Genomic DNA, 26,959 nt, shown 5'->3' with positions numbered 1-26,959 from the left:
CTTTAAATAAGATCTAGTAGCTGCTACTAACTTTACAATTGATTCGACTAAAATCCCTAAGCAATTTTAGAGCGCTTAATTTTACGGAATTTATAAATATAAATTTTTGTAAACTTCCATAGTTTCACTCATGCCGCAATTCCAGTTGAAGCTAGAAAATGCAAGTATATGAAGATATTGATACACCTTTATAAAAAGAAGGTATTTCATGGAGAGTATTCGAGAGTTGGAGTCACTACACCATCGGGAAGATTTATTGCACCGGATCGCCAACCAAATTCGTCAGTCTCTAGAATTACCAGAGATTTTGGCAGCGACTGTTGCAGAAATTCGTTCGTTTTTAGGCAGCGATCGCGTGATGGTTTATCGGTTTCATGCGGATGAAAGCGGAGAAGTGATTGCGGAATCGGTTGATAACAGGCGTTTGCCCTCCCTGTATGGCTTGAACTTTCCCGCCGATGACATTCCTCCCCATGCTCGCGAGTTATTCCTCACAGCTCGCCAACGCTCAATAGTTGATGTATCTTCTGGGTTGATTGGTTTGAGTCCTCTAGATTGCCCAGAAACAGGGGCACAGCTTGCCACTGAAGACATCTACTACCGCCCAGTAGACCCTTGCCATGTGGAATATCTCAAGGCAATGGGCGTGCAGTCTTCGCTGGTGGTGCCCATTCTCCATCACAACCTCCAGACTCAACATAAAGTCCCGGTACTCTGGGGGCTACTTGTATCTCACCATGCCCAAGCGCGACACATTTCCGAACGCGAGGTGCAAGTCGTTCAGTTTGTTGCCGATCAAGTGTCAATTGCGATCGCCCAGTCTGCCCTTTTGACTCAAGCCCGGAAACAAGCCGCCCATGAAGCAACAATCAATCGCGTCTCTACACTGCTGCATACGCTGCCAACCATTGAGCTGCAACAAGCGCTTGAGGAAACAGTGAGCGCTCTTCAAGGGGTGGGTGGCAGAATGTATATGCTCTCTGGCAAATCTAGAGAAAATCCAGCCCAATTTTATAAAGTATTTACCTACGGCGTACAACCCACACTCTCCGACGGCGAGTGTCTAGAACAACATCCCCTGTGGCAGGACTACATCATTGGGGAAACGTTCAATGGAACATCACCGAAGAAGTTGAATAGCGATCGCCCGCGGGTAGTAACTGACCTTTACCAACATCAACAACTTCAAGACCTTGCACTAGCCTTTGAGCCTACTCAAATTCGCGGCATTCTTGTCGTTCCCCTCCAGTATCGCCAGCAGTTTCTGGGGTACCTGAGCATCTTCCGCGACGAAATTGATACGGAAACCTTGTGGGCGGGACACTTTGAATCCGATCGGCGTCAAATGCAACCTCGGCAATCCTTTGAGGCATGGCGAGAGTTAAAACGCGGACAAGCCCAAGAGTGGACGCGTGAAGACCTCGAACTTGCCCACTCCTTAGGGCAGCAGTTCTCGATGGCAATTCAGCAGCACGAACTGTATTACCAGGTGCAGGGATTAAACAGCAGCTTAGAGCAAAAAGTACAAGAGCAAACGGTTGAATTGCAACAGTCCCTAGAACGTGCCAAAGTGCTCAAGCAAGTCACCGACCAAATCCGCAGCACGCTGGACTTAAAAGCCACCCTGCAAGCGATCGTGCGGGAAGTCAGAGGGTTGCTCAACACCGATCGGGCGATCGTTTACCAGTTCGATTGCGGTTGGTGGGGTGAGGTGATTGTTGAAGAAAAGAGCGGCGAATGCAATTCAGTTTTAGGATTTAGAGGGCCTGAGGACTGCTTTCCCGAAGAGTATGCCCAGCTTTATAACCAGGGAAGAATGCGGGCGATTGGTAGTGCGAAACTAGCAGATTTAACGCCTTGTCATCAGGAGTTTTTGCAGAGTATTCAGGTGCAAGCTAACTTGGTTGTACCGATCCGGATCGGCGGGAAATTATGGGGGCTACTCGTTGCCCATGAGTGTAAGGCTCCTAGGGAATGGAAACAGTCTGAACTCGATTTGCTCCAGCAGCTAGGCGACCAAGCAGCGATGGCAATTCAGCAAGCGGAACTCTACGAACAAAGCCGCATCTCTGCTAACCAAGCGATGGAAAAAGCGACTCAGTTAAGCATCGCTGCCGAACAACAGAAAGCTTTGTTTCGCGTGGTATCAAAAATCCGAGAATCTTTGGACGTTGAAACCATCTTTCAAACCACTGCCCGGGAAATTCGGAAATTGTTGGGATGCGATCGCGTCGGCGTCTTTCGCTTCGAGTCTGGATCTAACTACTCCGTAGGAGAAATTATCTCAGAGGATGTTGTCCCTGGCTTTCCCTTCGCCTTAGCAACAAAAGTTAATGAATTTTGCTTTAGCAGTCAGTATGCCTCGCAATACCAGCAAGGGCGGATACATGTTATATCCGACATCTACGATGCGGGCTTAAGCGAGTGTTACCTGGAGATGCTGGCGCAATTTCAAGTGAGAGCAAACCTCGTATTACCCTTACTCAAAGGCGAGGAACTGTGGGGACTACTCTGCCTCCACCAATGCACTGCACCGCGACAGTGGAACGCCTCGGAAATTGAATTTGTTTCTCAGATTGCCACTCAACTCGGCGTTGCCCTCCAGCAAGCAGAACTATTGACCCAAACTCGGCAACAAACCGAAAAGCTAACTCGCGCCCTTCAAGACTTGAAGCAAACTCAAAGTCAGCTCATTCAAACTGAAAAAATGTCCAGTTTGGGGCAACTCGTTGCCGGAATTGCCCACGAAATCAACAACCCCGTTAACTTCATTTACGGCAATCTTTCCCACGCCGCTCAATACACCAGAGACTTGCTTGAGCTGTTGAATCTTTATCAAGAGCATTATCCCAACCCGACACCAGAGGTTCTCGATCGCTCAGAGGAAATTGACCTGGATTTTTTGGAAGAAGATTTACCAAAAATCCTCGGCTCAATGGAGATGGGGGTAGATCGTATCCGTCAGCTAGTGCTGTCTTTGCGGAATTTCTCACGCCTCGATCAAGCGGAAACAAAGCCCGTCGATATTCACGAAGGGTTAGACAGTACCTTGCTGATTTTGCAACATCGCCTGAAAGCTAAGCCTGAGAATTTTGGCATTGAATTGATTAAAGAGTACAGCAATTTGCCGAAAATTGAGTGCTACGCCAGTCAGCTCAATCAAGTGTTTATGAATGTGATTAGTAATGCTATTGATGCTCTTGAGGAGTCATTCGGCAGTTGTTCCTCGTCAACGGCTAGTGAAACAGCAACGGACAAAAAACCAACCATCTGGATTCGGACTTTACTGCTAAATAACTCCCGCGTTGCCATTGAAATTGCTGACAATGGCCCTGGAATGACTCAAGGGATGCAAAGTCAAATCTTTGACCCCTTCTTTACGACAAAGCCGATGGGTAAAGGAACGGGGTTAGGTCTTTCAATCAGTTACCAAATCGTGGTAGAGAAACACGGCGGCGTTTTCAAGTGCACCTCTCAACAGGGAAAAGGCACAAAGTTTTGGATCGAAATTCCCATGAAGCAGTTTAGCCAATAGTTATTTTGGGTCTGGAGGAAAAAACTCAATTAATATTAGCCCTGAGACAATCTTCTATTAATTTCATCCTGGGCTACGAGAGAGCAGCGCTAGTCAGCGAAGCCTCTGGTAGGGTATACATCCTTCACCTCTGTCCTTGCTTCCACCGAGCGATCGCTTTTTGGGCGGCGCTGTAGGAGGGGGAATCTGAGGGGACGAGGGCGGCGGTTTGTACCGCTTGAGCAAACTGACGGCGTGCGGCTCGCGAGTTAGCAATTAAATAAATATTTTGACTCCACTGTGTTATTAGCTGACGGGCTTCTGCGGCTCCGGGTTGACCTGGGGCAATTTTCCGCAGGGTTGTAATAGCACGGTTGTAAGACGAGGCTTGGCTGGGTTGAATTTGCTTTTTCGCCTCTTGAATAATGGCGTTGTTTTGTTGTTGCTTGGCAATGGGCTTCCATTGCGCGATCGCCTGTTGTGCCTGATTGTAAACCGCTGGGCTATTGGTCGGGACTAGCTGCGCCGCAGCGATCGCCCCGCCAAAATTTCCTTTTGCTGCCCGTCCCTCTGCTATATCTAAAATCACCCGACTCCAACGCAGGATATCTTGCTGTGCTTGCTCGTACAGCGGATCGCCTGAACGGACGTTTTGTGCGGTCGCGATCGCTTGACTAAACCCAGAAGCTTGATTGGATTGAATAAGAGTTTTCGCTTTGTTCAACACCGCTTGATTGGCTGGGAGAGGGGGAGAAGGGGGAGAAGTAGGGACGGCGGCTGGCGCTGGCGATTGTGCTATCGGGCTAGCTGGGGCGACTGGAGACGCAGGAATTTCCTGTACAGGCGCTGGGGCGGGATCGTTAGGAACGGTAGTTTGAGGGGTAGGTGCTGGGGCAATAGGGACGACGACAGCAGGATCTTGCCCGACGATAAAAGCATCCCGGTTACGGATAATGACTGCCGCAATCATCAGCGCGGATAGGAGTATCGCCCCACCTCCCCAAAGCAGCAGTTGTTTCCACCACGGGCCTAAGGAGTCATCTGATCGTTTAGGAGTGGCAACTAAAGCCGCTGGTTTGTTTGGATGGTTTTCCCCTGTACTGGGTGGTCTAGACTCCTCTAGGCGTCTTTTGGCTGACATTTCCCTGGGGGAAACAGGCGATACAGTGGTGCCATTGCGAGAGGTTTCTTCGGTGAAATCTTCGGCTGCCAACATCGTTCCCATCGCCATCCCCGCCGGAACAGCATGATTGTTTCTGGTGTTGTTTGAGGTGTCAGCAGTGGGAAAAATCAGCTCGCGTCTAGCCGTAGCAGAAATGACGCTCACTGGCACCTGTGGGGGTCGCCAGTGGTGTTCGCTCAACTCCGGTAGGCGAGCACCTAAGTACTGCTCTAAATTTTCTAATGTCGTGTTGGGGTGATAGTAGCGTAGGGCTTCTAAAAGCGTCGTAGTAAATAAACCATTCCCCAAGGCAGCTGATTCATGGGAAAACTGGTCGATTTCACTTGACAATATCGTCGCAATGCCCATTTCGCGGGCGAGTTGAGCAGTATTTTCCCCCACGGGTGCGCCCACTCGACTCCCCGCCGCGCGATTCATGTCCAGAAGCACGAGAATTTTGTCAGTGCCGCGCTTTCGCAATAATTCCAATAGCGATCGCACAGAGATTCCCGTTCCCGGCAGATCGTTAGGGTTGCCATCAATCGGCAGCAAATAGTCTTCGGTTCCGCTGCTAACACCGTAGCCGCTAAAAAAGAATAACAAGCGATCGCTGGTCGTCAGCACGTCCTGAATCCCCACCTCCAGCCACTCTAAAATCTGGCTGCGACTAGGATAAGTCAAACGTTGATTCAGCAGGGGCGAGGCATCGGTGAGGAGCAAACAGCGCTCGGCAGGTAAGTTTGCTTCCGTTGTCCAAAATTGCTGTAACGATTGGGCATCAGCACTAGCAAAACTTAAAGGCTGTAAGTACTGATAGCGATTAATCCCAATTGCAATACAAGCGTGATTTGCCATGTCTTCTCTGCCCCGACAGTTGATGATTTGTCCATGTTCGTCTTTAGTGATTCCGGGTTGATCGTTGATGGCTAATCCCTAATCCCCAATCCCCATCTCAAAAATTCAGTCTACCCCTTAGAACTATTCTCCGTCATGCTAGAGATGAAATGTCTCAGCAAGGGCATTATCCTATAAAAAAACCTATGCCAAAGGTCTTAACTTAAGGCGATGGTTAGGGAGCGAGTAGCATTTATGTATAAGTCTTTTTCTAACAACTTTCAGCTTTTCTCAACAAACTCGGCGTTTGCGCTGCAATCAATAGCTAGAAAACGCCTAGCACCGATGGGTTTAATGGCAATTTTGGGATTGACAGCGGGGAACTGGTTAGTGCAAGCCGTTGTTGCTCCCCAAGTGGCTCAAGCTTACACGGGCCGTGTAGATATTGCTCTGAGGCGTCAGCTTGACGAAAGTTACGAAAGCTTACTGCGACGTGCTGAGGCAGTGGCAAGAGCGGCGGCGCAACGTACCTTTGATGGGGACATTTTGGTAACCGATGTGGCGGTGACAATCTTGGCGCAAAATGAAGGCGCGATCGCACCCATTCTCTCTTTAGAAGTCACCCGTCAAAACTGGAGAGTTCGTCCCGATCCGCAGATCTGGATAACTTACTTCCCCAATGCTCAAGCATTGCTGCAATTTGCAGACCCCATCACCACTCCAGCCCAAGAAGCCGCTCCCGCACCACCCCAGGCTCCCGTCCCAGGAGCTTTCCCAGGAGCCGCACCAGGAACCTTCCCAGGAGCCGCACCAGGAGCCGTCCCAGGAGCCGTCCCAGGAGCCGTCCCAGGAGCCGCACCAGGAGCTGCCCCACCACCTCCCGCCCCAACAATCATCCAGATTCCGGGTACACCGACTCAGATTCAAACTCCCCCAGAGGCTCAACCCGGAGCAGTCCCTCAGCCCACTGCTCCGGCGGCACCTGGTGCTACCCAAACCCCACAAGGAACTCCTCAACCTAGAAACCTGCCTACAACCACTCCCACAACACCAGGAACCAATACCCCAGAATCAACTGTCCCCCGCTCTACAGTACCGGAATCAACCGTACCCCGCTCTACAGTACCGGAATCAACCGTACCCGACTCTACAACCCCTATAAACCGATCGCCAACAACGGCACCCACTACTCAACCCGCAAGGACAAATACGACTGTCCCCCGCTCTACAACCCCTATAAACCGACCGCCAACAACGGCACCCACTACTCAACCCGCAAGGACAAATACGAATACTCAGCAGTAAACCTATGCCAACTAATGGCTCAACCGCTTAAAATGGGAAGGCTGTAAAGATCTAGACCCAACGATAATGGCTGTTCCTAAGAAGAAAACATCAAACTCCAAACGCGACAAACGCCGAGCAACTTGGAAGCGCAAAGCTACTCTAGAAGCCCAAAAAGCCCTCTCCTTGGGCAAGGCAGTTCTGAGCGGACGTTCTAGTTTTGTCTATCCCACTGACGAGGAAGAAGAAGACGAAGAAGCATAAGAACCCCACCTCGACTGTCCTTTTTGGTCTAGGATTGGAACTGCTGTTTGATCAGCTAAAGTGTAGTGCAAGACTTCCATAAGCTTTCCTTCACTAATGCACCAGCCTTGCGGTTGGCTACATTTGCATGAAAGCTGATCCTCCCTCAGGACTCAGAACTTCGTACTTTCAAGACAGATTCTGCCTGCGGGCAGAATCTTGCACTACGCTTTGATTAAGTACGCTAAAGTTCTATTTCTAATGGAATCATGATAGGGAAATTTTTCCGTAAACCTGAACCTTCAGAGGGCGATTCTCGCGTTCCTCCAGGTCAATTCCTTGCCAAAGGTTTTCCAGTACTAACCTACGGGCAAACTCCCCAAATCACCACAGACGATTGGAACTTTCGGGTGTGGGGTCTGGTAAAAGAAAAAACCTTTAGCTGGTCAGACTTCGTAGCACTACCTCAGCAATCATTCACTAAAGATTTTCACTGTGTAACGCGCTGGTCTAAGTTGGACGTGCATTGGACGGGGATTAAAGTGACTGACTTCATGAACCAAATTGAAGTCGATCCCAATGCCACTCACGTTATGGAACATTGCTATGGCGGCTACACCACAAATGTCACGATAGATGACTTGGTACGGGACGAAAACTTCTTTGCTTACACCTTGTTTGGCGAACCTCTACCCCCAGAACATGGGGGCCCGTTGCGCTTAGTTATTCCTCACCTTTATGCCTGGAAAAGCGCTAAGTGGATCAACGGGCTAGAATTCCTGAGTCATGAAGAGCTAGGATTCTGGGAGCGTAACGGCTACCACCGTCGCGGTGAGCCTTGGGCAGAGGAACGCTACAGTTCTTAAAATTCTCCTATAGTGTCGAATCCTGGGGCTATAGGTTATCTTATCAATCGCTTGAGCCACTTGAGCTTACCCTGATAGGGCGCATATCTGATTGGCAAATCTAGCCAAAATGGTTTGTTGAGTACACTTCTTTGATAGGAGAAGGTGTCGAAACTTGCCTTGCCGCGATAGCGCCCGATACCGCTTGCACCTACGCCACCAAACGGAAGGTTAGGGGAAACAATGTGAGAAATGGTGTCGTTGATACAAGCACCGCCTGATGTGGTTTCCTGAAGGACTTGCTGTTGACGCTGCTGATTGTTGGAGAAGAAATAAAGAGCTAGGGGTTTAGGTTGAGCATTGACTTGAGCGATCGCCTCTGGCAAATCGCTATACTCTAGTACTGGCAGAATTGGCCCAAAAATCTCCTCCTGCATGACGGTGTCTTCCCAACTCACCTCATCAACGACGGTAGGAGCAATGTAGCGATCGCCCCGGTTAGTTTGACCGCCAATGATAATTTTGCCAGCATCTAGCAATCCATCCAGCCTCTGAAAATGGCGATCGCTAACAATCCGACCATAATCAGGACTGGTAGCTGGATCATCGCCATAAAAATCATGGATATTGCGCTTAATTTCCTCTAAAAGTGGGGCTTTAATGCGTTTATCGACTAAAAGATAGTCCGGTGCAATGCAAGTTTGACCCGCATTCATAAACTTCCCCCAGGCAATTCGTCGGGCTGTAAGTTCCAAGGGAGTATCCGCATCAACAATGCACGGACTTTTCCCCCCCAGTTCTAAAGTCACCGGAGTCAGTTGTTTGCCAGCCGCCTGCATGACAATTTTTCCAATTTCTGTGCCGCCAGTGAAAAAGATATGGTCAAATTTCTCTTCTAATAGTTGCTGGCTAACTTCTTTACTCCCTTCTACCACCGTAATGAAGGTAGGGTCAAAGTATTGTGTAATCAGCTTGGCTACCAGTTTGGAGGTATGGGGAGCAATTTCTGAAGGTTTCATTACCGCACAATTTCCGGCAGCGATCGCTCCCACTAAGGGCGCGATGATCAGCTGAAACGGGTAGTTCCAAGGCCCGATAATCAGAACTACCCCCAAAGGTTCCGCATACACTTTGAGGGAGGCGGGAAATTGTGCTAGTGAGGGCGTAACCTTCTGAGGCTTTACCCAAGACTTGATATGTTTGAGGGCGTACTTAATCTCTTCTAAGCACACCAAGACTTCTGAGGCATAGCTCTCAAATCTAGGCTTGTTAAGGTCTGCCTGCAACGCTTGGTGAATTATCAGCTCATTCTCTTGAATAGCTTGTTGTAAACGTTTTAGCTGTTCGATCCGAAACGAAAGATCTTTTGTTTTGCCCGTGGCAAAAAATTGACGTTGTTCCGCAATCCCAGACGCAACATCAGGGGACGTAAGCATATACCTATTTCTTTTTCTGGCTTTTGTCCCCTAGTTTACCCACGCTAGCCCTTAGCCGCGACTTTTTGTTGAGCAGGCAGTTGCACAATAAATAAGCTGCCATGATCTAACTCTGACTTAACCTCAAGGGTGCCTTGGTGAGCCGTAGCGATCCGTCGCGAGAGATGCAACCCTAAGCCACTACCAGAGCGTTTGTGGCTTCCCTGGCGAAAGCGCTCAAATAGCATTGCCTGGTCTTCGGGGGAGATTCCCGGCCCTGTATCTTCCACTTCGATGATGACCCAAGTAATGTCAGGATTATGGGGATCACAGATGTTACGTAAGCGCACATCAACATTGCCTTTATCGGTGAACTTAATGGCATTCCCAACCAAATTGGTAAAGGTGCGGTATAGTTCTAGGCGATCGCCCATGACTTTACTGTTGACCTCTGGATCGGGTTTGTAGTTCAACGCCAATCCTTTTTCCTGGGCGAGGGGGTAGAGTTCTTCAACCACTTCCGCCACCACTTCCATTAGGTCTACAGACGAGAAGCATAAGTTCTTGCGACCCGCTTCGTAGCGATATACCTCCAGTAAGGTATTGACCATCGCCAGCAAGTTGCGGTTGCTACGCGCCATCGTCGTCATTGCTTCCTGCATTGGCTCAGACAAGTCTCCCAAGGCTCCCTGCTGGAAGAGCATCAACATCCGGTCAGCCGCTACTAGAGGCGTCCGCAGGTCGTGGGTGAGACGGGAAACAAAGTCTTCTCGCTGGCGGGCGATCGCATCCCGCTCATCGACACTATGCTTTAATCTCAACAACGAGCGCACCCGTGCAAGCAGTTCATCAACTTCTACAGGTTTGCGGATAAAGTCGTCCGCCCCCGTATCCAGACCCTGCACAACACTGGGCTGGTCGTAGGCAGTAATTAACAAAATTGGAATAAACGGCAAATTTTTTTGTTTGCGGATATGCCTTGTAACTTCAAAACCATCTATTTCTGGCATCATCACATCGAGTAAGACCAGCTCCGGTGGAGACTGCTCGATTTGAGCCAGGGCAGACCGACCATCTTCTGCTAGATTGATTTCATATCCTTCTTCTTCCAGAATAGTTTGGACAAGAAATAAGTTATCTGGAGAATCATCTACAACGAGAATGCGGTCAGTTTGAGAAGATTGATTCAGACCCGAAAAATCCATGCTTCTGGAGACTAAAAATAATAAGAGGTTTTATTAAGGTTGATTTTGGTGCGGCAATTGATTGGCCCCTCAGCATTGTTACCGTTGCTGCATCCAAATGCCTCACCCCTGCGAAAGATTATTACTACAGATAGTTGACGAGCCAATGGGATTATCTCTGAAGAATTCTTGAATTCAGCTAGTTAATCGCGAAAAACACCAATTGCTCTGAATAATCGACGGGTAGTGTCAGTTGTGCCTAATCTTATGGCTAGCCTATCCCCTTAGGGATACTAAGTCATGAGTCAAGGGGGAGTTTTCCAATCTGTGGAAACCTTCAGGGGAGCCTATCTGGCTTAAAAATGAGGAGGAGACTAGGGAGAGATGAACATCACTAAAAGTTCTTCCTTGTCTCTTTGAATACTCATTTTTAAATTTCCGCTGCTTGAGAGAAATTTACCCAATAGACCTTTGTTTAACGTGATTCTGGGTCATTTCTTCATTTCCACAATCACTACAGTGATGTTGTCTTTGCCCTCCTTTTCCTTTGCTGCTTTAATGAGAGCCTCAGCGATTTGCTCGCCTGCAGTATCCGATTGTAGGTAGGAAGCGATTAACGGATCAGACAGTTCTTCTGTTAACCCATCACTACATAAAAGTATGCGATCGCCGGGTTGCAAATCGATCGGTTGGATATCAATGCGGCGCAAATCTTGGCGTCCCAAACACTGAGACAGTACATGACGCCAAGGGTGCGTTCGGGCTTGTTCAGGAGTAATCTCCCCCGCTTTCATCGCTCGTGCGACCCAGGTGTGGTCTTCTGTCAGTTGCTCTAAGCGATCGCCCCGTAGCCGATAAATCCGCGAATCGCCTACATGAGCGCACCAATACTGATTTTTCCGGAGCAACACCACCACAGCCGTTGTGCCCATGTCTGCACGTTCTGGGTGATTAAGTTGGTCTTCTAAAATCCGTTGATTGGCTTTATTAATCGCCTGTTCCAACAACGACTGAGGCGTTTCTCGGGACTGCCAATGCTCTTCTATATATTCCTGAATTGCTTCGGTAGCAAGCTGGCTTGCCTCTTGTCCTCCGGCATGTCCACCCATCCCATCGGCAACAATAAAAAAGCGCCCTTTGGGGTCGATGTAGTAATCATCTTGGTTGACAGGGCGGACAAGTCCCGGATCAGTTAGACCCGTGAAGCAACATTTCATAGAACGTTTACTGCCATTCAAAAAATCAGCGAGATTTATAGCATCCGATCGAAGCGGTCGAGGCGTCTAAGCAGGCGAATCAGAACAAATCCTAGCGCTACTGCCACCAAAACAACGACCCCTGCCAGCCCCACATTACCATTGACGAAAAGAATAGTTGCCGACAAGGTAAAGGCACTGATGAGTAGAGTATAGTTTGTTCCCAGTTGTAGGTTACTGAGACGCCGCAGTAGTCGGTCAGATTCGATAGAACGCACGCGAACGCGCAAATCTCCTCGCTCCAACTTATCTATCGTATCCTCAATGCGTCTCGGTAAACCCAAAGCGGTACTACCCACTTGAGCGGCTTGACGTCCTAGCTCATTCAAAAACGTATTTTTATCGGGGGTGTTGCCGTTAGTCATAAGCTGCAATGCAAAGGGTTTTGCAACCTCCATAAAATTAAACTCTGGGTCTAAGCCTTTGCCAACCCCCTCCAACGTTGAAAATGCCCGCATCACAAAGGTGAACGTCGCTGGAAAACGAAACGGTTGACCGTAGGCAATCTCATAGAGGTCGTCACTAATCGCGCTGACCGATTGCTCCTCAAACGGTTTATCCATAAAGTGATCCAGCATGTACTGAACCGAGCGCCGCACGGGCCCCATATCCTCAACCGGAGAAAGAGCGCCCAACTCAATGAGGGAGGTAACAACCTGGGTAGCATCTTTTTGGGCAATACCAAACAGCGTCTTCATCAGCTGCTCGCGGACGTTGGTTTTAATCCGTCCCATCATGCCGAAATCATAAAAAATCAGTGCCCCTTCAGAGCTGACGGCAATGTTTCCGGGATGGGGGTCGGCATGGAAAAACCCGTCATTCAGGAGTTGTTGGAGATAGGCTTTGGCTCCCAAGTTAGCTAGTAGCTTCCGGTCTAAACCCGCCGCTTCCAGGGCTTCGTAGTGGCTGATTTTAATTCCCGGTGCATATTCTAGCGTTAACACTCTGGGTGACGTATAGCGCCAATAGACCCTTGGCACCTTAACCCAGTCTTCGCTGCGAAAATTGCGGCGAAAGGTATCCGCATTACTACCTTCATTGAGGTAGTCGATTTCTTCCCAAAGAATGCGGCAGCACTCTTCGTAAATACCAATCCAGTCTCGACCCCGCCCCCAACTTGGATGATTTTGAAAGTAACCCGCAATGCCGCGAAGAATTTTCAGGTCAATCGTAAACAACTTCCGCAAGCCGGGACGCTGGACTTTGACGGCGACTTCTTCCCCGCTATGAAGCTGGGCTTTGTGGACTTGCCCTAGGCTGGCGGCGGCTAAGGGAATCAGGTCAAAACCGAGAAAAAGTTGGGAAACGGGCTTGCCCAAATCCTTTTGGATGATCGCTTCTACCTGCTCGTAGCTAAAGGCAGGAACGCGGTCTTGTAGTTTGGCAAGTTCTTCAACGTATTCCGGAGGGAATAGATCCGCACGAGTGGAAAATAATTGCCCAACTTTGATGAAAGTCGGGCCCAAATCCAAAAACGTCTCGCGAATCCAAATAGCCTGGGATCTACGTCTAACTGCTTTTTTTTCCTCGGTAACACCGCCTGAATAGCTCCAAGGCTTAGCGTCAAGCCATAAACCCGTTAGTAAAGCGATAAAAAATGACCAGATGTCGATAAAGCGGCGAAAACGCGAGTAGTTTTCGCGATTCCATCGATAGGATTTATCCGAAAATGCCTTGCCCCCAAGACGCTGGCGAGACACGGAGTATTCTGAAAGTGGCTTAAGTTTGGCAGAGTCCTTGGAGAAGGCAGACACGCAGTTTCCTAGCTTGTTTTTTGCAAAAAATGGTTGTGTTAAACAATGAGTTTGAGGAGTTTTAGAGCGCTACGTCTCATGGGAGATGACAACAGAGATCGGTGTTATCAACCACTCCCTAAAAACTCACTCAGCAACCCCAAAGCGAAACCTTTTCTAGACTGACGAATTGCGGTAGGTTTGTAGCTCGGCGCGTAGGCGAGCAATCTCAGCTCTGAGTTCGTCAATGGTGACTTGCAGGTCAATCGAACCCACAGGCACGATCGCTGTTGTGGTGCGTCCCCGCACTGCCGTTTCCGCTTCGCGTTCGGCTCGTTCCATCACGGTTTCAGTAAATTGCCGGAGTCGTTCCCGTTGCTCGGCATCAAATTTACCCAGCTCACTGAGGGCATTGGTGAGGGCATCTTCTAGCTGTTCGTTGAGCGTTTCTGCTACTGCTCTGCCTACAAAAAAGGCATGAATTAAAGAATTATTCATAGAAAATTTGCTTCAACATCCGCAAGAAAATTATAGCTTGCTTACTCCCGATACGCCTTGAACTTCCTTAGTTGCTGAAGGTTTGCCAGTGATAAAAGTACCAATCTTGGTTAAGGAATGGTCAGCGGTTCCGAGACGGGCCAATCACGGCGAGGAGGAAAGGATTGCTCCGTATGCAAGAGGGTTGAACCGGGTTCATCAGGGCTGTTAATGCGTAGGGCAAAGCCGAACCCAATGCCAGCAGAAGCGGCGATCGCTCCTGTCATCATTAGTGCCTTGAGGGGAAACTTGGGCTTGGGAAAGCGAGATCGCCGCTGGAGAGGAGTTGGGGCGGGTGCGATGGTGGGGGAAACAGTCGTCGTCGTTAAGGGGCGATCGCTCTTGCTCGATTCTAGGTTCTCAGGAACTTTGGGGTATTCAGGGAAGCTAGGCAGACTGACGCGATTAGGACGAACAATCGCTAGGCTGGCTTGCAATTCCATCTCCTCCGCTTCCGGCTGCCCAATAGTTGGCAGGGTTAGACTTTGGGAAGGAAGAACCGCGAAGCTGGCTTGTAAATCCTCTTTCTCCTCCGCTGCTACTTGAGGAAGATCTCCCTGTGTGATGCTGATATCCTCTGTTACCTCTGGCTGCTCATTCAGAGGGAAATGCAAAAGCCAATCTTCGACCGATTGCGGACGATCTTTTGATAAAATTTCTAGTCCCCACCAAAGCGCTGCTTCTACGGCGGGGCTGATATCGGGGTGATACTGCTGCAAATCTGTCAGGGGGATATGCTCCCGGAGAGGAGCAGCAATCGGCGCTTGTCCGGTGAGTAAAAAGTAGCAAGTTGCAGCCAAGGCGTAAACATCCGTGGCGGTTGTACTTTTTCCGTCCGGCAAGGATTGTTCTAAAGAGGCGTATCCGGCGGAGAGGAAATTGGCATGAGTCTGTCTAATTCCCGGCGTCCACGCGCAAGTTATCCCTACGTCAGTCAGGACAACAGCCTCTGTGTCTTGACGCTGAATAATATTTTCTGGCTTAACATCGCGGTGAAGTAATCCCGCCTTATGGAGAGTAGTCAACGCCGCGCCAACTTGACGAATGTATTCAACAACCTGGGATTTAGGTAGAGGGGAACTAGATGCCACCAACTCCGCTAATGTCTGTCCGGGAATGTATTCCATCACCAGATAGGGACATCCCGCCTCTTCAAAGGAGTCTAGTACCTGTACGAGATGGGGATGCTGGCAATTTGCAAGGCGTTGGGCGTCTGCCAAAAATTGCCGCTGGAATTGGTGAAACTCTGGGTGGTTTTGGAGGCTGTCTGCCAGGGTTTTGAGTACCACCGTGCTGCCGGATTCGGTGTCGGTGGCGCGGTAGGTAATTCCAAAAGTACCTTGTCCCAAAAGGGCATCAAGGACGTATTTTCCGTTTTTTAAGACGGTGTCAATCAGGCTTGTCTCTTGTAGAGCGTTCTCCGTTCTCATCGCGTCTTGCAGGGAAGGAGTAGGAATTACCTTTGATTGCATAAAGAATTGTTACCGATATTCTCACTTATGCTACAGCCGAGAGTGATAATCTTGAGCTTTCAGGTAGCATTCTTTCCTAAAATACTGGTAGTTTAAGTTCTTCTGAACAACTATCTTGAGAACGAAAAGCGGTTCTCCTTAACTAAAACACCTGAGTTTAACCTAAAGGAAAATGTTCCGCTAAAAAGGTTTCTGCCTCCGTGCGATCGCTCACCTCCCCATCTAAGGTAGCGGCTAAGAGCCTGTCCAACATTAACCGAAATTCCCGCCCCGGTTTATAGCCCAATGCTTTGAGGTCATTACCATTCAAGGGAGCTTGCACCTGCGACCAGCCAGTTAGATACTGCCAAATTTGCCGCCGCACGCTGCGGGGACTTTGCACCGCTATCAGTACCAGGCTCGGTAATTTGTAGGCTCGCAGAAGCTCAAAACCCTGGCTGGGATGTTCGCATTGTGGCAGCTCCTGTATAACTAAGGCTCGATCCTCTGCCAGATGTTCTAGCCGCTCAATACTGTCAGCGGGAAGTTGAAGCTGATTGGCAACGACAGCTCGATATTCGGGAGCGAGGTGAGCGATCAGGACTTCTAGGCGCATTTGCCAGTGAATCAAGGTTTGGTTTGAGTCAAAGCGGCGTAACCAACGGTCAACTAAACGCACCTGCCACCATAACTGCTTGTCGAGTTGCAAGGCGGGATGGAGGCATTTGAGGGCGTTTAAGGAGCCGAGTAATTGTAAGGCTGATACCCAGTAGGGAGCTTGCAGGAGGTATTTGAGTTCTGCTTTCAGTCGTGTTTGTAAGGCGGGGGCTTTGCTATTTGTGGAAAGCGATCGCTCATATACCCCACTCTCAATCGCGTAGTGGATGGAGGCGGCGCTTTGGGGATCGATTTGGAAGCCCAGCCGCACAGCGAAGCGCACCGCTCGATAAATCCGGGTGGGGTCTTCAATGAAACTGTTGGCATGGAGGACGCGAATTCGACGCGATCGCAAATCGCTCAAACCACCAAAAAAATCTAGCAACTCCCCACTACGCGGTGCTGTTAACCTTACGGCAAGGGCGTTAATTGTGAAGTCTCGCCGATAAAGGTCTTGGCGAATTGAGCTAGCTTCCACTTCCGGATTCGCGGCGGGATAAGGATAAAACTCAGTCCGCGCCGTAGCAATATCCACCCACAAGGAACCTAGGACGGGGTCTTTGTGCCAAAGAAGAGCGGCGGTTTGAAATTCTCCGTGGACTTCCAAACGGGCATTAGGATAACTCTCCTGCAACGCTTGAGCGAGTGCAACGCCTGCACCAACATCGGCAGCACGATGAAAACCATCGACCACCATGTCGATATCTTGTAACTGCAAGGCATCATCCGGAGCAGCAAGCAGTAAATCCCGCACGGCTCCACCGACGAGATAGAGATGCCAGCCGCGCTCTTGAGCGGCTTGGGCTGCGGTGCTCAGAAAATCCCAAAGCCTAGGAGTAAGGCGCTTTTGTAACTCCTCTCGAATTGAGGTTCGGGTGAGGCGGGTCGTTGAATGGCTGAGGCTTGTCTTCCCCTCCGGTTGCGACTGCTGGTGCAGTTGTCGCAAAACATCGGTACGGGTGACAATGCCCACAAGCTGTCCATCCTCCAGCACGGGCAATCGTCCAATATCGTAAGTCACCATCAGCGACTCAATTTCTGGCAGCGGCGTTTCCGGGGTAATCGTATGAAGCTGTGTTGTCATGTAGCCTTTGACAGGCGCATGACTAAATCCGTGATGCAGCGCCAAATCGATGTCGCGCCGAGAAATCACCCCAACTAATTTGTCTTCCTTGTCCACAACCGAAAGCCCGGAATGCCCGTAGCGCAACAAAATCCGCTGGGCTTCTCCAATGGTGGTGTCTGGGCGAATCGTGCGAACGGGTGAGGACATGAGTTCTCGCGCTACCGTTACCTGAGGAATTTGCTCCTTGAGTTGGGGGATGAGCTGTTCTAAAACCTCCTGAGCCTTCACCGAGCGCAGCGTAGCTGACGCCGCCTGGGAATGTCCCCCGCCCCCCAGTTCCTGGAACAGTTCATTGAGGTTAGTGCCATCAATTCGCGATCGCCCAATGATGGCAAGTTTTGAGGAGTCCTGAGTCGGTTTTTGAGTCCTGAGTCCTGAGTCCTGAGTTCTGAGTCCTGAGTTCGAGTCGTAAGTTTGTTGCTCCCCCGCTCCCCTGCTCCCCTGCTCCCCCGCGCCTCCTCCATACTCCGCTGCTAGGAGCAAGGCATCACTTTCTGTAATCTCCATCAACTGTGATGCCAAGCTAGAGAGTCCGGGTACATGATGGGCTGTTTTCAAGATCACCCAGGAAAGGGTGTATCCTTGGTGAGTTTCGGTTTGTAGGTTCTTCAATGCCTCGGTTAGCAGAGACTGTAGCTGAGGGGATAATCCTGGGTCAACATACTCAAAAATCAAGCGCAGTTTAGCGCCTTGTGTCATCAACCATGCCAGTGCTAAGGCATCGCGGGGGGTGGTTTGTTCGTAGGTAAGGGAACCTGTATCAACATGAATTCCCAGCGCCATAACGGTTGATTCTGCTGTGGTGAGCTGGATAGAGTTTTGCTGTAACTGCTCTACAATCAGCGTTGTTGTCGCGCCTACAGGTTCAATCTGAATGTGGGTAGCGGGGATATCCGATTGGATATCTAAGTGGTGGTCGTAGATTTCTAGAGATTTAAGATTAGGTAGATCTACCCATTCTGCTGCTTTGCCAATGCGATCGCGGGACTGGGTATCCACCACAATTAACGAGCGAATTTCTTCAGAACGCACAGAGCGACGCTCAATCAAGGGATACTCATCGCGGTGCAACGCCAGAAAATCCCGCACTGTCGGATGAGCGCCCCCTGTCAGCACAACTCTCGCCCCACTCCGGAGGCGAGTTAACCCAATCGCCGCACCCAAGGTGTCGAAGTCCGCTGTTGTATGACACAAAATTACATCCATTACTCTTGCCTATGGCAACCTTTACCCCAAACTGCCCGTAATTAAACCTTAGCGCGGGATGGGGGGCAGGGGAGCGGGGGAGCGGGGGTGCAGGGGTGCAGGGGTGCGGGGGAGAGAAAAATCGATGACGATTAGCCATTACTCCAATCGCCTATTTCATACTTCATACTTCACCCTTCACCCTTCACCCTTCATACTTCATACTTCACCTTTCCTACTTTCTCTCCTGCTCAGGACTCAGGACTCAGGACTCACCGACTAACAAATTCCTGACTAATGACTAAAAAAAAGATTAAGAGCGTGTCAATTTTTGGTAGCTTACTAGTCAGGAAGGATTTTAATATCAGTCGAGTTTGGACTGAATGGTTTCCATCCAGTCCTCTGTCTTGGGAGAGAATCACAAATGTCTATCATCTTTCAATTAGCACTCACGGCTCTGGTCGTCTTGTCTTTCGTCTTGATTGTCAGTGTTCCTGTTGCCTACGCCTCCCCGCAAAACTGGGATCGGTCTAAGCGATTGATCGTCTTGGGGTCTGGTGCTTGGATAGCACTGGTTCTCTTAGTCGGAGCATTGAACTTTGCAGTGGTGTAGCGAGAGTTGGTCATTCAAGCAACAATTCTCATGGTTTAAAGAAATTCATGGCAGTTTTTGAGGGAACGTTCACATCATCGACGCCTCTGCGCTTTGCATTTGTCATTGCTCGGTTCAATGACTTAGTCGTTGACAAGCTCTTGGCAGGTTGTCAAGACTGTCTGCAACGCCACGGTATCAATGTCGATCCCCACGGGACACAAGTAGACTACGTCTGGGTGCCGGGTAGTTTTGAGATTCCGCTGATGGCGCGTCAACTAGCACTCACCCATCGTTATGATGCTGTGATTTGCCTGGGGGCAGTTATTCGGGGTCAAACTCCCCATTTTGATTATGTTGCGGCTGAAGTTTCTAAGGGAATTGCGGCGGCGGGTTTTCAAACGGGTGTCCCGGTAATTTTTGGCATCTTGACTGTAGACACAATGCAGCAAGCCTTAGAACGGGCTGGTATCAAAACTAACAATGGCTGGAACTACGCCATGAATGCCCTGGAAATGGCGAGTTTGATGAAACAAGTCAAAGAGCTGGGTTCAGCTTCTGCTTATAGCGATCGCAACGAGGCTAGCGTCGCCACCCAGGCGCTACCAGTGGCGTCAAATCGGATGATGGCTTCCGATGCAGCGACTGAGTATAAAGAGTCTGAAAACTCTTAATTAATAGAGCTGCTGAAGATGGCATCAGTGGCTCTATTAAAAACCTAGTTGACAGAATTGAAAAAAACTGAGAATATAGTTAATACGTTTTGCGGGTATAGCTCAGTGGTAGAGCGTCACCTTGCCAAGGTGAATGTCGCGCGTTCGAATCGCGTTACCCGCTTCAGAAAAACTACAAGCTAAATTAAGGCGAGTCAGAAAAGGGTTCGCTACCGTTACCATTCGTCCTGGACGTCAACTCCTCTAGAAAACTTGAGCAATTCCAGTTCACTCTTAGGTAAAGCAACTGAAAGGAAAGCTCTCGCCGTTGATCTGGTTAAAGATTTAGCAGCGAGCAGTTTACGCTAAGATGATTGAATTAGAGTTGACCGTTCCTTGCCAAAATAAAAGTCTTTTTCTGTTCGGCGTGGCAGCGAGCTTTCGTCTCCACTAAGAAAGCGTGATTGACAAAGATTCTGGCGGGAAGGTCTGAGATTATGTTTACTTGCAGTCTCTTCCTGTTGAAATAGCACCTGTGCCCTCCCAGAAAGCTCAGAAGATTGACTTAAATAATGAGTACCCTTGCCCTTGTCGGCGTCGGGGTTGTTTAGTACCCATTACACTGACAGAAGCATTTGGCTGCAATCGCTGTCAGCAAATCTTTGTCGTTGACGAGAGTGGCTATGTGATTGAGCAGCTTTCTACGAGCTATCCCTACAAGAAAACTTGGCGTTGGACAGGACATCGCTGGAACACTGCCCATGCAAACATTGGGGAAAGCTACCTACCTGTGGCATTGGGGATTGTTTTAGTATTGCTGATTGTCTGGCTACCGCTAGCATTGCGATCGCCCACGGGCCCGAACATCATCTTCTGGGCATTGCTAGCCGTGCTGCTGGCGGTACTACCAGCCATGATGGTTTGGCTGGCTTATCGGCGTTAACACTAATGGATACTGACTTACATCATCCTGCTCCGAATGTAATGACTGCCCTTGAACGTGCTTATCAGGCATCTCTGGTCATGGCAACGACGAGGGGAGTCGATCGCAGCCGGGGTGTTTATGCGATGGCGATGGCGCTGCGGGATGCCTTTGATGACATTTTGGAGGCTAATACCCTCGATCTGGAAGCCAGCCGCGAGATGGCGGTGCCAGAGTTAATTCTGGAGTGGCTAAAGCTGACCCCAGAACGGCTGCAAACCACCATTGGGATGTTGCAGCGACTGGGTGACTTATCTGACCCGATCCGGCGGGTGATGAACTCTGACCATCAACTGGATCACTCCCAAACCTACAGCCAGTTGATGCCCCTAGGCGTGATTGCGCTCATTTATGAGGCATTTCCGGAACTGGGAGCGATCGCCGCCGGATTGTCAATTAAAACAGGCAATAGCTTGATTCTTCGCGGTGGTAGTGAGGCAAGCCAGTCTAACCAGGTGATTGCCAATGCCCTACAGATGGCTCTTGATGAAGTCGGGTTGCCCTCTGGTTGTCTGGAGCTGCTACCGTCAGACCAAGGGGCTTCTATCCACGACTTAGTTACCCAAGACCGCTATCTCAATTTGGTGATTCCCTACGGGCGTCCTAGCTTGGTACAGCAGGTGATGCAAATTTCCACCGCACCGATTCTCAAAACGGCAATTGGAAACTGCTACCTCTATTGGTCGGCTCCGGGCAACTTGGAGCTGGCGCGTTGGGTGATTTTGGATAGTCATGCCAGCGAACCTGATCCAGTCAACGCCATTGAAAAAGTCTTAATTAGCCGCACTACCAAGCCTTCCTCTCTGGTGATGTTGTGGAACAGCCTCAAGGACAAGGGCTTCCAACTGCGGGGGGATGCGGAACTGGTGGCGGAATTTCCGGAGCAACTATTGCCAACGGCAGATGCTGAGTGGAACCAGTCTTATCTCGATAAGGTTGTCGCTTTTAAAACCGTTCATAGTCTGGAAGAAGCGATCGCCTGGATGAACCAGTACAGCAGCGGTCATGCCAACTGCTTAGTCACTGAGTCCTATCAAGAAAGTCGCCAATTTGCCTTAGGTGTTGACAGTGCTTCGGTTTACATCAATTCCTCACCGAGATTTTCGCGCAACCCTAAACGGGGCGACTCGATCTTTCTCGGAATGTCGAACCAAAAAGGTTATCGCCGGGGTTTGATCGGTTTAGAAACCCTAACCACGCTAAAACAAATCGTTCAGGGGAACGGGCAGTTTTAGGCGTTATCTGCTGTCTATTGAGGCTAGGGAAGCTTTGAAAAGTAAGGTGGGCATTGTCCCACCCTACTGCTAACTAAAAATCAATAACAGATTCGTGAACTACCACACACTGACCTTCGGTACAGTGTGGGCTTCCCAATTCATCGGGAATAGCCGCTAGAACTCCGTAGTTCCTTTGGTCTTACATTCCCTCCAAGGGCAGGAGTCCTGGTTCCCAAGACCCAAACTTTCTCTTGCAACCTGTACCTTCTAGCTTGGTTTTCGCTTACGGCAGTGAGGGTCAAGATGGTTCAAATTTACCACATTTAAGTTTTTTCAACCAGCTTTACTTTTTCGGCTAAACCAAGGATTTGTAAAAACCGGATAGTCATCCAAGTGGGGTCAATTTCCCACCATTGCATACCATGGCGTGCAGAATACTGGTAGGCGTGGTGGTTGTTGTGCCAGCCTTCCCCGTAAGTAACGAGGGCAACCCACCAGCAATTTTTTGATTTGTCATTAGACTCGTAAGTCCGATAACCAAATTTGTGGGTGGCACTGTTGACGAACCAAGTGCAGTGAAACACTAGTACTAGGCGGACAAAAATACCCCAAACGACGAAAGACCAGCCGCCTATTAAGTAAAGCAACAGACCTAAGGCAACTTGGAGGGGAATAAAGTAGCTTTGTAGAAACCGATAGACTGGATCGTCGGCGATATCTTTGGTAAAACGCTCAATATCCGCTTGGGCAGGAATTTCGTAAAGCATCCAGCCCATGTGACTCCACCAGAAGCCCTTGTTGGAGTCATGGGGATCGGGTTCTGTATCAGAATGTAAGTGATGGATGCGGTGCAATCCTACCCAATGGATGACTCCACCTTCACAGGAAAGTGCGCCACAGAAAACGAGAAAGTACTCCAACCACTTGGGAGTCTCAAAACTTCGGTGGGTTACTAAACGATGCCATCCGAGGGTAATACCTAAGCCTCCTGTTATCCAGTGAAGAAATAGAACTACCCCAATGGCTGACCAGCTAAAGTTGCTGGGTAATAGGGCAAAGAAAGCTCCTACATGAACCAGCGCTAGGAAGATGACAGTAGGCCAATTTAAACGAACTTGAGTTGAGGTTGCAATCGTCATGCAGTAACCTGAAATGCGACATTAAACATAGAGAGCGATCTTCTGCGGGACTCCGAAATCCGCGCATCTAAGTCGCAGATAAAGGTAACAATGAACAGTTCTGAACAACTACAAACCGCAGAAAAAGCACTGTTTCCGATTTTTTCTAAAATTGACACCAAGGTCAAGCAAAATCTCGAAAAAGTGCTCAATTCCTTTCGGCATTATCGCGTGGGCGTGCATCACTTTGCTGGAGTGACGGGATATGGACACGACGATCTAGGACGTGAAACTCTGGATCGAGTTTTCGCCCAGGTCATGGGGGCAGAAGCAGCGGCTGTACGAGTACAGTTTGTTTCCGGCACCCATGCGATCGCCTGTGCTTTGTTCGGAGTCCTGCGTCCAGGAGACGAAATGCTCGCTGTTGTAGGTTCCCCCTACGACACTTTAGAGGAAGTGATCGGGTTACGGGGGTCTAAGCAGGGATCGCTATATGATCTTGGCATTGATTACCGCCAGCTTTCTCTAGCTAAGGAAGGAAACGTTGATTGGCAAGGGTTAGAACATGCTGTGAGACCCCAGACTCGCTTGGTTTTGATTCAGCGTTCCTGCGGCTACTCTTGGCGTTCTAGTCTGTCGATTGCGGATATCGAAAAAATTGTGCGGTTGGTGAAGCAACAAAACCCGGATACGGTTTGTTTTGTGGATAACTGCTACGGCGAGTTTATCGAAACCCAGGAACCCCCTGCTGTGGGTGCGGATTTAATTGCGGGTTCGTTGATTAAAAACCCTGGGGGAACGATTGTGACGGCGGGGGGTTATGTGGCAGGTCGGGCGGATTTGGTGGAAGCGGCTTGCTGTCGGTTAACTGCACCGGGAATTGGCAGTGCTGGCGGGGCGACTTTTGATCAAAATCGCCTTTTGTTCCAAGGGTTATTTCTCGCACCGCAGATGGTGGGTGAAGCGATGAAGGGCAACCACCTAACGGGATATGTCTTTCAGCAGTTGGGTTATCCGGTGAATCCGGAACCGATGGCACCGCGCCGTGATGTGATTCAAGCGATTCAGTTTGGTTCGCCGGAAAAGCTAATTGCCTTTTGTCGTGTCATTCAGCAGTATTCGCCTGTCGGTTCTTACCTCGATCCTGTACCTGCGGCTATGCCGGGATACGAGAGTCAGCTAGTGATGGCAGGGGGTACGTTTATTGATGGTAGTACTTCGGAGTTTTCGGCGGATGGCCCTTTGAGGGAGCCTTACATTGCGTTTTGTCAGGGAGGAACGCACTGGACGCATGTAGCGATCGCGTTAGAAGCAGCGATTGAGGCGGTGGGTTCGGCGTGAGTAGGTGGGTTTTAAGACGTTAACCCCTCAGCCCCTTTCCATCGCAGGCTCCGGTGTATACACAAGCTTAAAATCAAGCTTTTGGCTATTTCTTACCCCCCTAACCCCCCTTAATCAAGGGGGGAACTGGATTTAAGTCCCCTTGTAAGAGGGAACTAGATTCAAAGTCCCCCTTAACAAGGGGGATTTAGGGGGTTTGAACGAAATTTGCATCAAAAAGAACCAGTTATGTATACACGGTAGCCATCGCAGGGAAGGGGGAGCTTAAGTTTCGTACCTGTGTTTCAATCCCTGATAGGGATTAAGAGGTTTTAAAACGTCTGTTTGGCGTGAAGACCTGGACAGGAATCAAGTTTCAATCCCTGATAGGGATTAAGAGGCTTTAAAACCTGACCCCACTGTTGAGAGTCGGATCACTCAAGCGATGTTTCAATCCCTGATAGGGATTAAGATAAGAGGCTTTAAAACGACGAAGAACGTAACGCGAGGGCTGGGGTATGCGGCGTTTCAATCCCTGATAGGGATTAAGAGGCTTTAAAACTGGCGCAAGGGATGGCATCTACCAGCCTCAACGAGTTTCAATCCCTGATAGGGATTAAGAGGCTTTAAAACGCGAGGGATATTCAGATGCACGGGCATCAATTCAAAGTTTCAATCCCTGATAGGGATTAAGAGATTTTAAAACAAGCCAACAGCTATATAGCTGTATTCAGATTTAGCCTGGTTTCAATCCCTGATAGGGATTAAGAGGTTTTAAAACTTTAAGCGTGATGCTAACCGCATCTGGCAAGAAACGTTTCAATCCCTGATAGGGATTAAGAAGCTTTAAAACCAAAACGACAAAGTGTAACAAGCTACGATACATTTCCGTTTCAATCCCTGATAGGGATTAAGAAGCTTTAAAACCAAAAGCGCTGATTCAACTAAGCAGCGTACAGCCCAGTTTCAATCCCTGATAGGGATTAAGAGGTTTTAAAACGGGAGCTGAAACCCTTGTTGTATGTAGTTTTCAAGGTACAGTTGCGCGAATTGATGGAATTATAGCATAGAAGAGGGAATTGAGGGCAAGGGCTTATCAACACTGATTAGCTCAAAGTACTGTCTAGTAAAAGTTTCAGACGTTGCACAGATCGTTTTTAGGCTTTAATAGGTTCAACGGTCGGCAGGGTAAGGGTTTCAGCCAAAATTCAAAGAAGAGACAATCAAACACCTACCCTGTCGCGCCTTAGACGAAGAAGATGGATTCGTCTCGTGGTTGCTCTCCGCCTATTCTTTCTACTTTATTCTTGCAGCAGGCGCAGAGGAAGTAAAAACGGATACTGTCTTCTTGGGGTTTGATCAACTTACTCAGACGCGATCGCAATTTGGCGTACTGAGTATCAGTTAAGTTGCACTCAAAAACACTGAACTGCATCCACTGACCGTAAGATTTCAGGATTTTGTGAATTTTGGTGCGACGTTTATCTTCAGGAATGTCGTAGGTAACAACAATGTCCATATAGCCGTTCTAATGAGACTTACTTGAGAATCAGGGGTGGGTATTGTTCGGTTTGTCCTAGCAAAAACTTGGCTAATAGTCGCGCTTGCGTTTCAAAAGCTTCTTGGTAAGTGCGTTGCTGACCGAGAACGGGATGCTTAAACTTGGACTGTTTCTTCTGTTCGTATAGGCGCAAGAAAGTATGCAGTCCATCTTTAGTTAGGGAGACAGCTTGGCTGAGGGGTTCGCAGGTGAAGTCATTGGGAGTAAGCGATCGCTTATTCAACGCCGCCAGTACCACCGCATCGACAACTAGGGGGCGAAATTCTTCCATCAAGTCCAATGCTAAAGAGGGGCGACCGTAACGTTCAGTATGCAGGTAGCCTAAATAGGGGTCAAAGCCAACAATAGCGATCGCGCTTTGCAAATCATGGGCGAGTAGCGAGTAACCAAAGCTGAGTAAAGCATTCACCGGATCAGTAGGAGGGCGGCGGCGTCGGGCGTTAAACTGAAAGCCTTCAGCACGAATCAGTTGACCGAAACAGCCAAAATAGGCGGCACTCCCTGACCCCTCTAACCCTCGCAGGGAGGCGATTGAGGCAGTTTTGCTGATGGGAGCGATCGCTTGTTCTAAACGGGTAATAGCGGGTTGCAGGCTGAGGGAGGGATTTTCCCGTTGGGAACGCATTAGCAGGTTACGATAGTTCTTCAGCTTACCGCGCACGCAGCCTCTAACGACCTGCACCGCCTTCTCTGACTCCCCTGCGGCTTGCCATTGCGCCGAGCGCACAAAGATATTTTTGCTCAATCCTGGCTCAAGACGACCTAGATAGCGACCTGTCCCCGTGAGAAAGCTGAGGGGAATCTGGCGCTCTAAGAGTTCGGTAAGGGCGGCGGGGGAAATGGTAGCACGTCCCAAAACAACGACACCATCAACCTTTAGTAGGGGGACATCCAGTAAGGTTTGTTTATTCGCCTTGACATTTAAACGCTCGTCAATTTTGCCAATGAAAGCATCCGGCTGAGTGATGTAGACAGTTCCCATCGTTGATTACACTCCTTAGATATTAGTTTCGACAATGCCTTGATTTAGCCCGCCCTTCACTTCGTTCGAGGGTAAACTCCGGCGGTTTTTTGTGCATAGCCCTAGGCT

The 26,959-nt window shown here is 49.4% G+C and carries 20 protein-coding genes and 1 tRNA gene; 10 read left to right on the top strand and 11 right to left on the bottom strand.

All coding sequences use genetic code 11. The annotated features are described in order from the left end of the window. Window positions 1-208 precede the first annotated feature (208 nt). Window positions 209-3,535 (top strand): GAF domain-containing sensor histidine kinase, encoded by a 3,327-nt coding sequence (locus AC5JR3_RS08625; protein WP_495844967.1) that lies wholly within the window; start codon window positions 209-211, stop codon window positions 3,533-3,535. Window positions 3,536-3,659: 124 nt separating this feature from the next. Here AC5JR3_RS08625 and AC5JR3_RS08620 read toward each other — a convergent pair whose 3' ends face one another. Beyond that, window positions 3,660-5,531 carry a caspase family protein gene (locus AC5JR3_RS08620; RefSeq protein WP_495844965.1) on the bottom strand — a complete coding sequence of 624 codons (1,872 nt, stop codon included), beginning with the start codon at window positions 5,529-5,531 and terminating at the stop codon, window positions 3,660-3,662. Window positions 5,532-5,765: 234 nt separating this feature from the next. On the opposite strand from AC5JR3_RS08620, the gene AC5JR3_RS08615 reads away from it, so the two are divergent. The 3 genes from AC5JR3_RS08615 (at window position 5,766) to AC5JR3_RS08605 (ending at window position 7,903) form a co-directional block, all read left to right on the top strand. Next, window positions 5,766-6,815, top strand: a complete 1,050-nt coding sequence (locus AC5JR3_RS08615) for a hypothetical protein (RefSeq protein ID WP_495844963.1) — start codon at window positions 5,766-5,768, stop codon at window positions 6,813-6,815. A 66-nt stretch (window positions 6,816-6,881) separates the two neighbouring features. Further along, window positions 6,882-7,058: a 50S ribosomal protein L32 gene (rpmF, locus tag AC5JR3_RS08610; RefSeq protein ID WP_495844961.1), complete on the top strand. Its 177-nt coding sequence runs from the start codon at window positions 6,882-6,884 to the stop codon at window positions 7,056-7,058. Between the two features lie 248 nt (window positions 7,059-7,306). After that, window positions 7,307-7,903 (top strand): sulfite oxidase-like oxidoreductase, encoded by a 597-nt coding sequence (locus AC5JR3_RS08605; RefSeq protein ID WP_495844959.1) that lies wholly within the window; start codon window positions 7,307-7,309, stop codon window positions 7,901-7,903. Between the two features lie 35 nt (window positions 7,904-7,938). Here AC5JR3_RS08605 and AC5JR3_RS08600 read toward each other — a convergent pair whose 3' ends face one another. From AC5JR3_RS08600 to AC5JR3_RS08570, 7 genes are all read right to left on the bottom strand, one after another. Next, window positions 7,939-9,318 (bottom strand): aldehyde dehydrogenase, encoded by a 1,380-nt coding sequence (locus AC5JR3_RS08600; protein ID WP_495844957.1) that lies wholly within the window; start codon window positions 9,316-9,318, stop codon window positions 7,939-7,941. Window positions 9,319-9,362: 44 nt separating this feature from the next. Further along, window positions 9,363-10,502, bottom strand: coding sequence for a sensor histidine kinase (locus AC5JR3_RS08595; protein WP_495844955.1), 1,140 nt, complete (start codon window positions 10,500-10,502; stop codon window positions 9,363-9,365). Window positions 10,503-10,972: 470 nt separating this feature from the next. Further along, window positions 10,973-11,698: a Stp1/IreP family PP2C-type Ser/Thr phosphatase gene (locus AC5JR3_RS08590; protein ID WP_495844953.1), complete on the bottom strand. Its 726-nt coding sequence runs from the start codon at window positions 11,696-11,698 to the stop codon at window positions 10,973-10,975. A gap of 35 nt (window positions 11,699-11,733) precedes the next feature. Next, entirely contained in the window at window positions 11,734-13,437 is a 1,704-nt protein-coding gene (locus AC5JR3_RS08585; protein WP_495844993.1) for an ABC1 kinase family protein, read from the bottom strand. Between the two features lie 210 nt (window positions 13,438-13,647). Continuing rightward, complete coding sequence (locus AC5JR3_RS08580; RefSeq protein ID WP_495844951.1) at window positions 13,648-13,968, bottom strand: DUF6825 family protein; 321 nt, start codon at window positions 13,966-13,968, stop codon at window positions 13,648-13,650. 110 nt (window positions 13,969-14,078) lie between these two features. Beyond that, window positions 14,079-15,479 carry a serine/threonine protein kinase gene (locus tag AC5JR3_RS08575; RefSeq protein ID WP_495844950.1) on the bottom strand — a complete coding sequence of 467 codons (1,401 nt, stop codon included), beginning with the start codon at window positions 15,477-15,479 and terminating at the stop codon, window positions 14,079-14,081. Window positions 15,480-15,636: 157 nt separating this feature from the next. Further along, window positions 15,637-18,447: a CBS domain-containing protein gene (locus tag AC5JR3_RS08570; RefSeq protein WP_495844948.1), complete on the bottom strand. Its 2,811-nt coding sequence runs from the start codon at window positions 18,445-18,447 to the stop codon at window positions 15,637-15,639. A gap of 403 nt (window positions 18,448-18,850) precedes the next feature. Here AC5JR3_RS08570 and psbZ point away from each other — a divergent pair, with 403 nt between their 5' ends. The 5 genes from psbZ to AC5JR3_RS08545 all read left to right on the top strand — a co-directional run bounded on the left by psbZ (window position 18,851) and on the right by AC5JR3_RS08545 (window position 21,888). Continuing rightward, window positions 18,851-19,039 carry a photosystem II reaction center protein PsbZ gene (gene psbZ / locus AC5JR3_RS08565; RefSeq protein ID WP_495844946.1) on the top strand — a complete coding sequence of 63 codons (189 nt, stop codon included), beginning with the start codon at window positions 18,851-18,853 and terminating at the stop codon, window positions 19,037-19,039. A 47-nt stretch (window positions 19,040-19,086) separates the two neighbouring features. Next, window positions 19,087-19,692 carry a 6,7-dimethyl-8-ribityllumazine synthase gene (ribH, locus tag AC5JR3_RS08560; RefSeq protein ID WP_495844945.1) on the top strand — a complete coding sequence of 202 codons (606 nt, stop codon included), beginning with the start codon at window positions 19,087-19,089 and terminating at the stop codon, window positions 19,690-19,692. A 91-nt stretch (window positions 19,693-19,783) separates the two neighbouring features. After that, window positions 19,784-19,855, top strand: a tRNA-Gly gene (locus AC5JR3_RS08555). Between the two features lie 351 nt (window positions 19,856-20,206). Beyond that, the gene (locus AC5JR3_RS08550; RefSeq protein ID WP_495844942.1) at window positions 20,207-20,614 is read left to right on the top strand and encodes a hypothetical protein; all 408 of its coding nucleotides are present in this window, start codon (window positions 20,207-20,209) and stop codon (window positions 20,612-20,614) included. 5 nt (window positions 20,615-20,619) lie between these two features. After that, on the top strand, window positions 20,620-21,888 hold the full coding sequence (locus AC5JR3_RS08545; RefSeq protein WP_495844940.1) for a glutamate-5-semialdehyde dehydrogenase: 1,269 nt from the start codon (window positions 20,620-20,622) through the stop codon (window positions 21,886-21,888). A gap of 305 nt (window positions 21,889-22,193) precedes the next feature. Here the strand turns inward: AC5JR3_RS08545 and AC5JR3_RS08540 are convergent, their stop codons facing one another. Then, window positions 22,194-23,009, bottom strand: a complete 816-nt coding sequence (locus AC5JR3_RS08540; protein WP_495844936.1) for an acyl-CoA desaturase — start codon at window positions 23,007-23,009, stop codon at window positions 22,194-22,196. A 90-nt stretch (window positions 23,010-23,099) separates the two neighbouring features. Between AC5JR3_RS08540 and AC5JR3_RS08535 the strand changes: the two genes are divergently transcribed. Then, a complete protein-coding gene (locus AC5JR3_RS08535; protein WP_495844933.1) occupies window positions 23,100-24,329 on the top strand; it encodes a methionine gamma-lyase family protein in 1,230 nt (409 codons plus the stop codon). Between the two features lie 1,225 nt (window positions 24,330-25,554). On the opposite strand, the gene cas2 is transcribed toward AC5JR3_RS08535, so the two are convergent. Together cas2 and cas1d are read right to left on the bottom strand one after the other, a co-directional pair. Next, window positions 25,555-25,827, bottom strand: coding sequence for a CRISPR-associated endonuclease Cas2 (cas2, locus tag AC5JR3_RS08530; RefSeq protein ID WP_495844931.1), 273 nt, complete (start codon window positions 25,825-25,827; stop codon window positions 25,555-25,557). Window positions 25,828-25,846: 19 nt separating this feature from the next. Continuing rightward, complete coding sequence (gene cas1d / locus AC5JR3_RS08525) at window positions 25,847-26,851, bottom strand: type I-D CRISPR-associated endonuclease Cas1d (RefSeq protein ID WP_495844929.1); 1,005 nt, start codon at window positions 26,849-26,851, stop codon at window positions 25,847-25,849. Window positions 26,852-26,959 lie beyond the last annotated feature (108 nt).

The organism is Kastovskya adunca (genome assembly GCF_059505785.1).
Note: the sequence above shows the minus strand (reverse complement) of the source record. Positions and strands in the feature narration are given on the sequence as shown.

Excerpts from the sequence above, each read along its gene's own strand:
- AC5JR3_RS08625 (WP_495844967.1), top strand. The coding sequence starts at position 209 with ATGGAGAGTATTCGAGAGTTGGAGTCACTACACCATCGGGAAGATTTA.
- AC5JR3_RS08620 (WP_495844965.1), bottom strand. The coding sequence starts at position 5,531 with ATGGCAAATCACGCTTGTATTGCAATTGGGATTAATCGCTATCAGTAC.
- AC5JR3_RS08615 (WP_495844963.1), top strand. The coding sequence starts at position 5,766 with ATGTATAAGTCTTTTTCTAACAACTTTCAGCTTTTCTCAACAAACTCG.
- rpmF (WP_495844961.1), top strand. The coding sequence starts at position 6,882 with ATGGCTGTTCCTAAGAAGAAAACATCAAACTCCAAACGCGACAAACGC.
- AC5JR3_RS08605 (WP_495844959.1), top strand. The coding sequence starts at position 7,307 with ATGATAGGGAAATTTTTCCGTAAACCTGAACCTTCAGAGGGCGATTCT.
- AC5JR3_RS08600 (WP_495844957.1), bottom strand. The coding sequence starts at position 9,318 with ATGCTTACGTCCCCTGATGTTGCGTCTGGGATTGCGGAACAACGTCAA.
- AC5JR3_RS08595 (WP_495844955.1), bottom strand. The coding sequence starts at position 10,502 with ATGGATTTTTCGGGTCTGAATCAATCTTCTCAAACTGACCGCATTCTC.
- AC5JR3_RS08590 (WP_495844953.1), bottom strand. The coding sequence starts at position 11,698 with ATGAAATGTTGCTTCACGGGTCTAACTGATCCGGGACTTGTCCGCCCT.
- AC5JR3_RS08580 (WP_495844951.1), bottom strand. The coding sequence starts at position 13,968 with ATGAATAATTCTTTAATTCATGCCTTTTTTGTAGGCAGAGCAGTAGCA.
- AC5JR3_RS08575 (WP_495844950.1), bottom strand. The coding sequence starts at position 15,479 with ATGCAATCAAAGGTAATTCCTACTCCTTCCCTGCAAGACGCGATGAGA.
- AC5JR3_RS08570 (WP_495844948.1), bottom strand. The coding sequence starts at position 18,447 with ATGGATGTAATTTTGTGTCATACAACAGCGGACTTCGACACCTTGGGT.
- psbZ (WP_495844946.1), top strand. The coding sequence starts at position 18,851 with ATGTCTATCATCTTTCAATTAGCACTCACGGCTCTGGTCGTCTTGTCT.
- ribH (WP_495844945.1), top strand. The coding sequence starts at position 19,087 with ATGGCAGTTTTTGAGGGAACGTTCACATCATCGACGCCTCTGCGCTTT.
- AC5JR3_RS08545 (WP_495844940.1), top strand. The coding sequence starts at position 20,620 with ATGGATACTGACTTACATCATCCTGCTCCGAATGTAATGACTGCCCTT.
- AC5JR3_RS08540 (WP_495844936.1), bottom strand. The coding sequence starts at position 23,009 with ATGACGATTGCAACCTCAACTCAAGTTCGTTTAAATTGGCCTACTGTC.
- AC5JR3_RS08535 (WP_495844933.1), top strand. The coding sequence starts at position 23,100 with ATGAACAGTTCTGAACAACTACAAACCGCAGAAAAAGCACTGTTTCCG.
- cas2 (WP_495844931.1), bottom strand. The coding sequence starts at position 25,827 with ATGGACATTGTTGTTACCTACGACATTCCTGAAGATAAACGTCGCACC.
- cas1d (WP_495844929.1), bottom strand. The coding sequence starts at position 26,851 with ATGGGAACTGTCTACATCACTCAGCCGGATGCTTTCATTGGCAAAATT.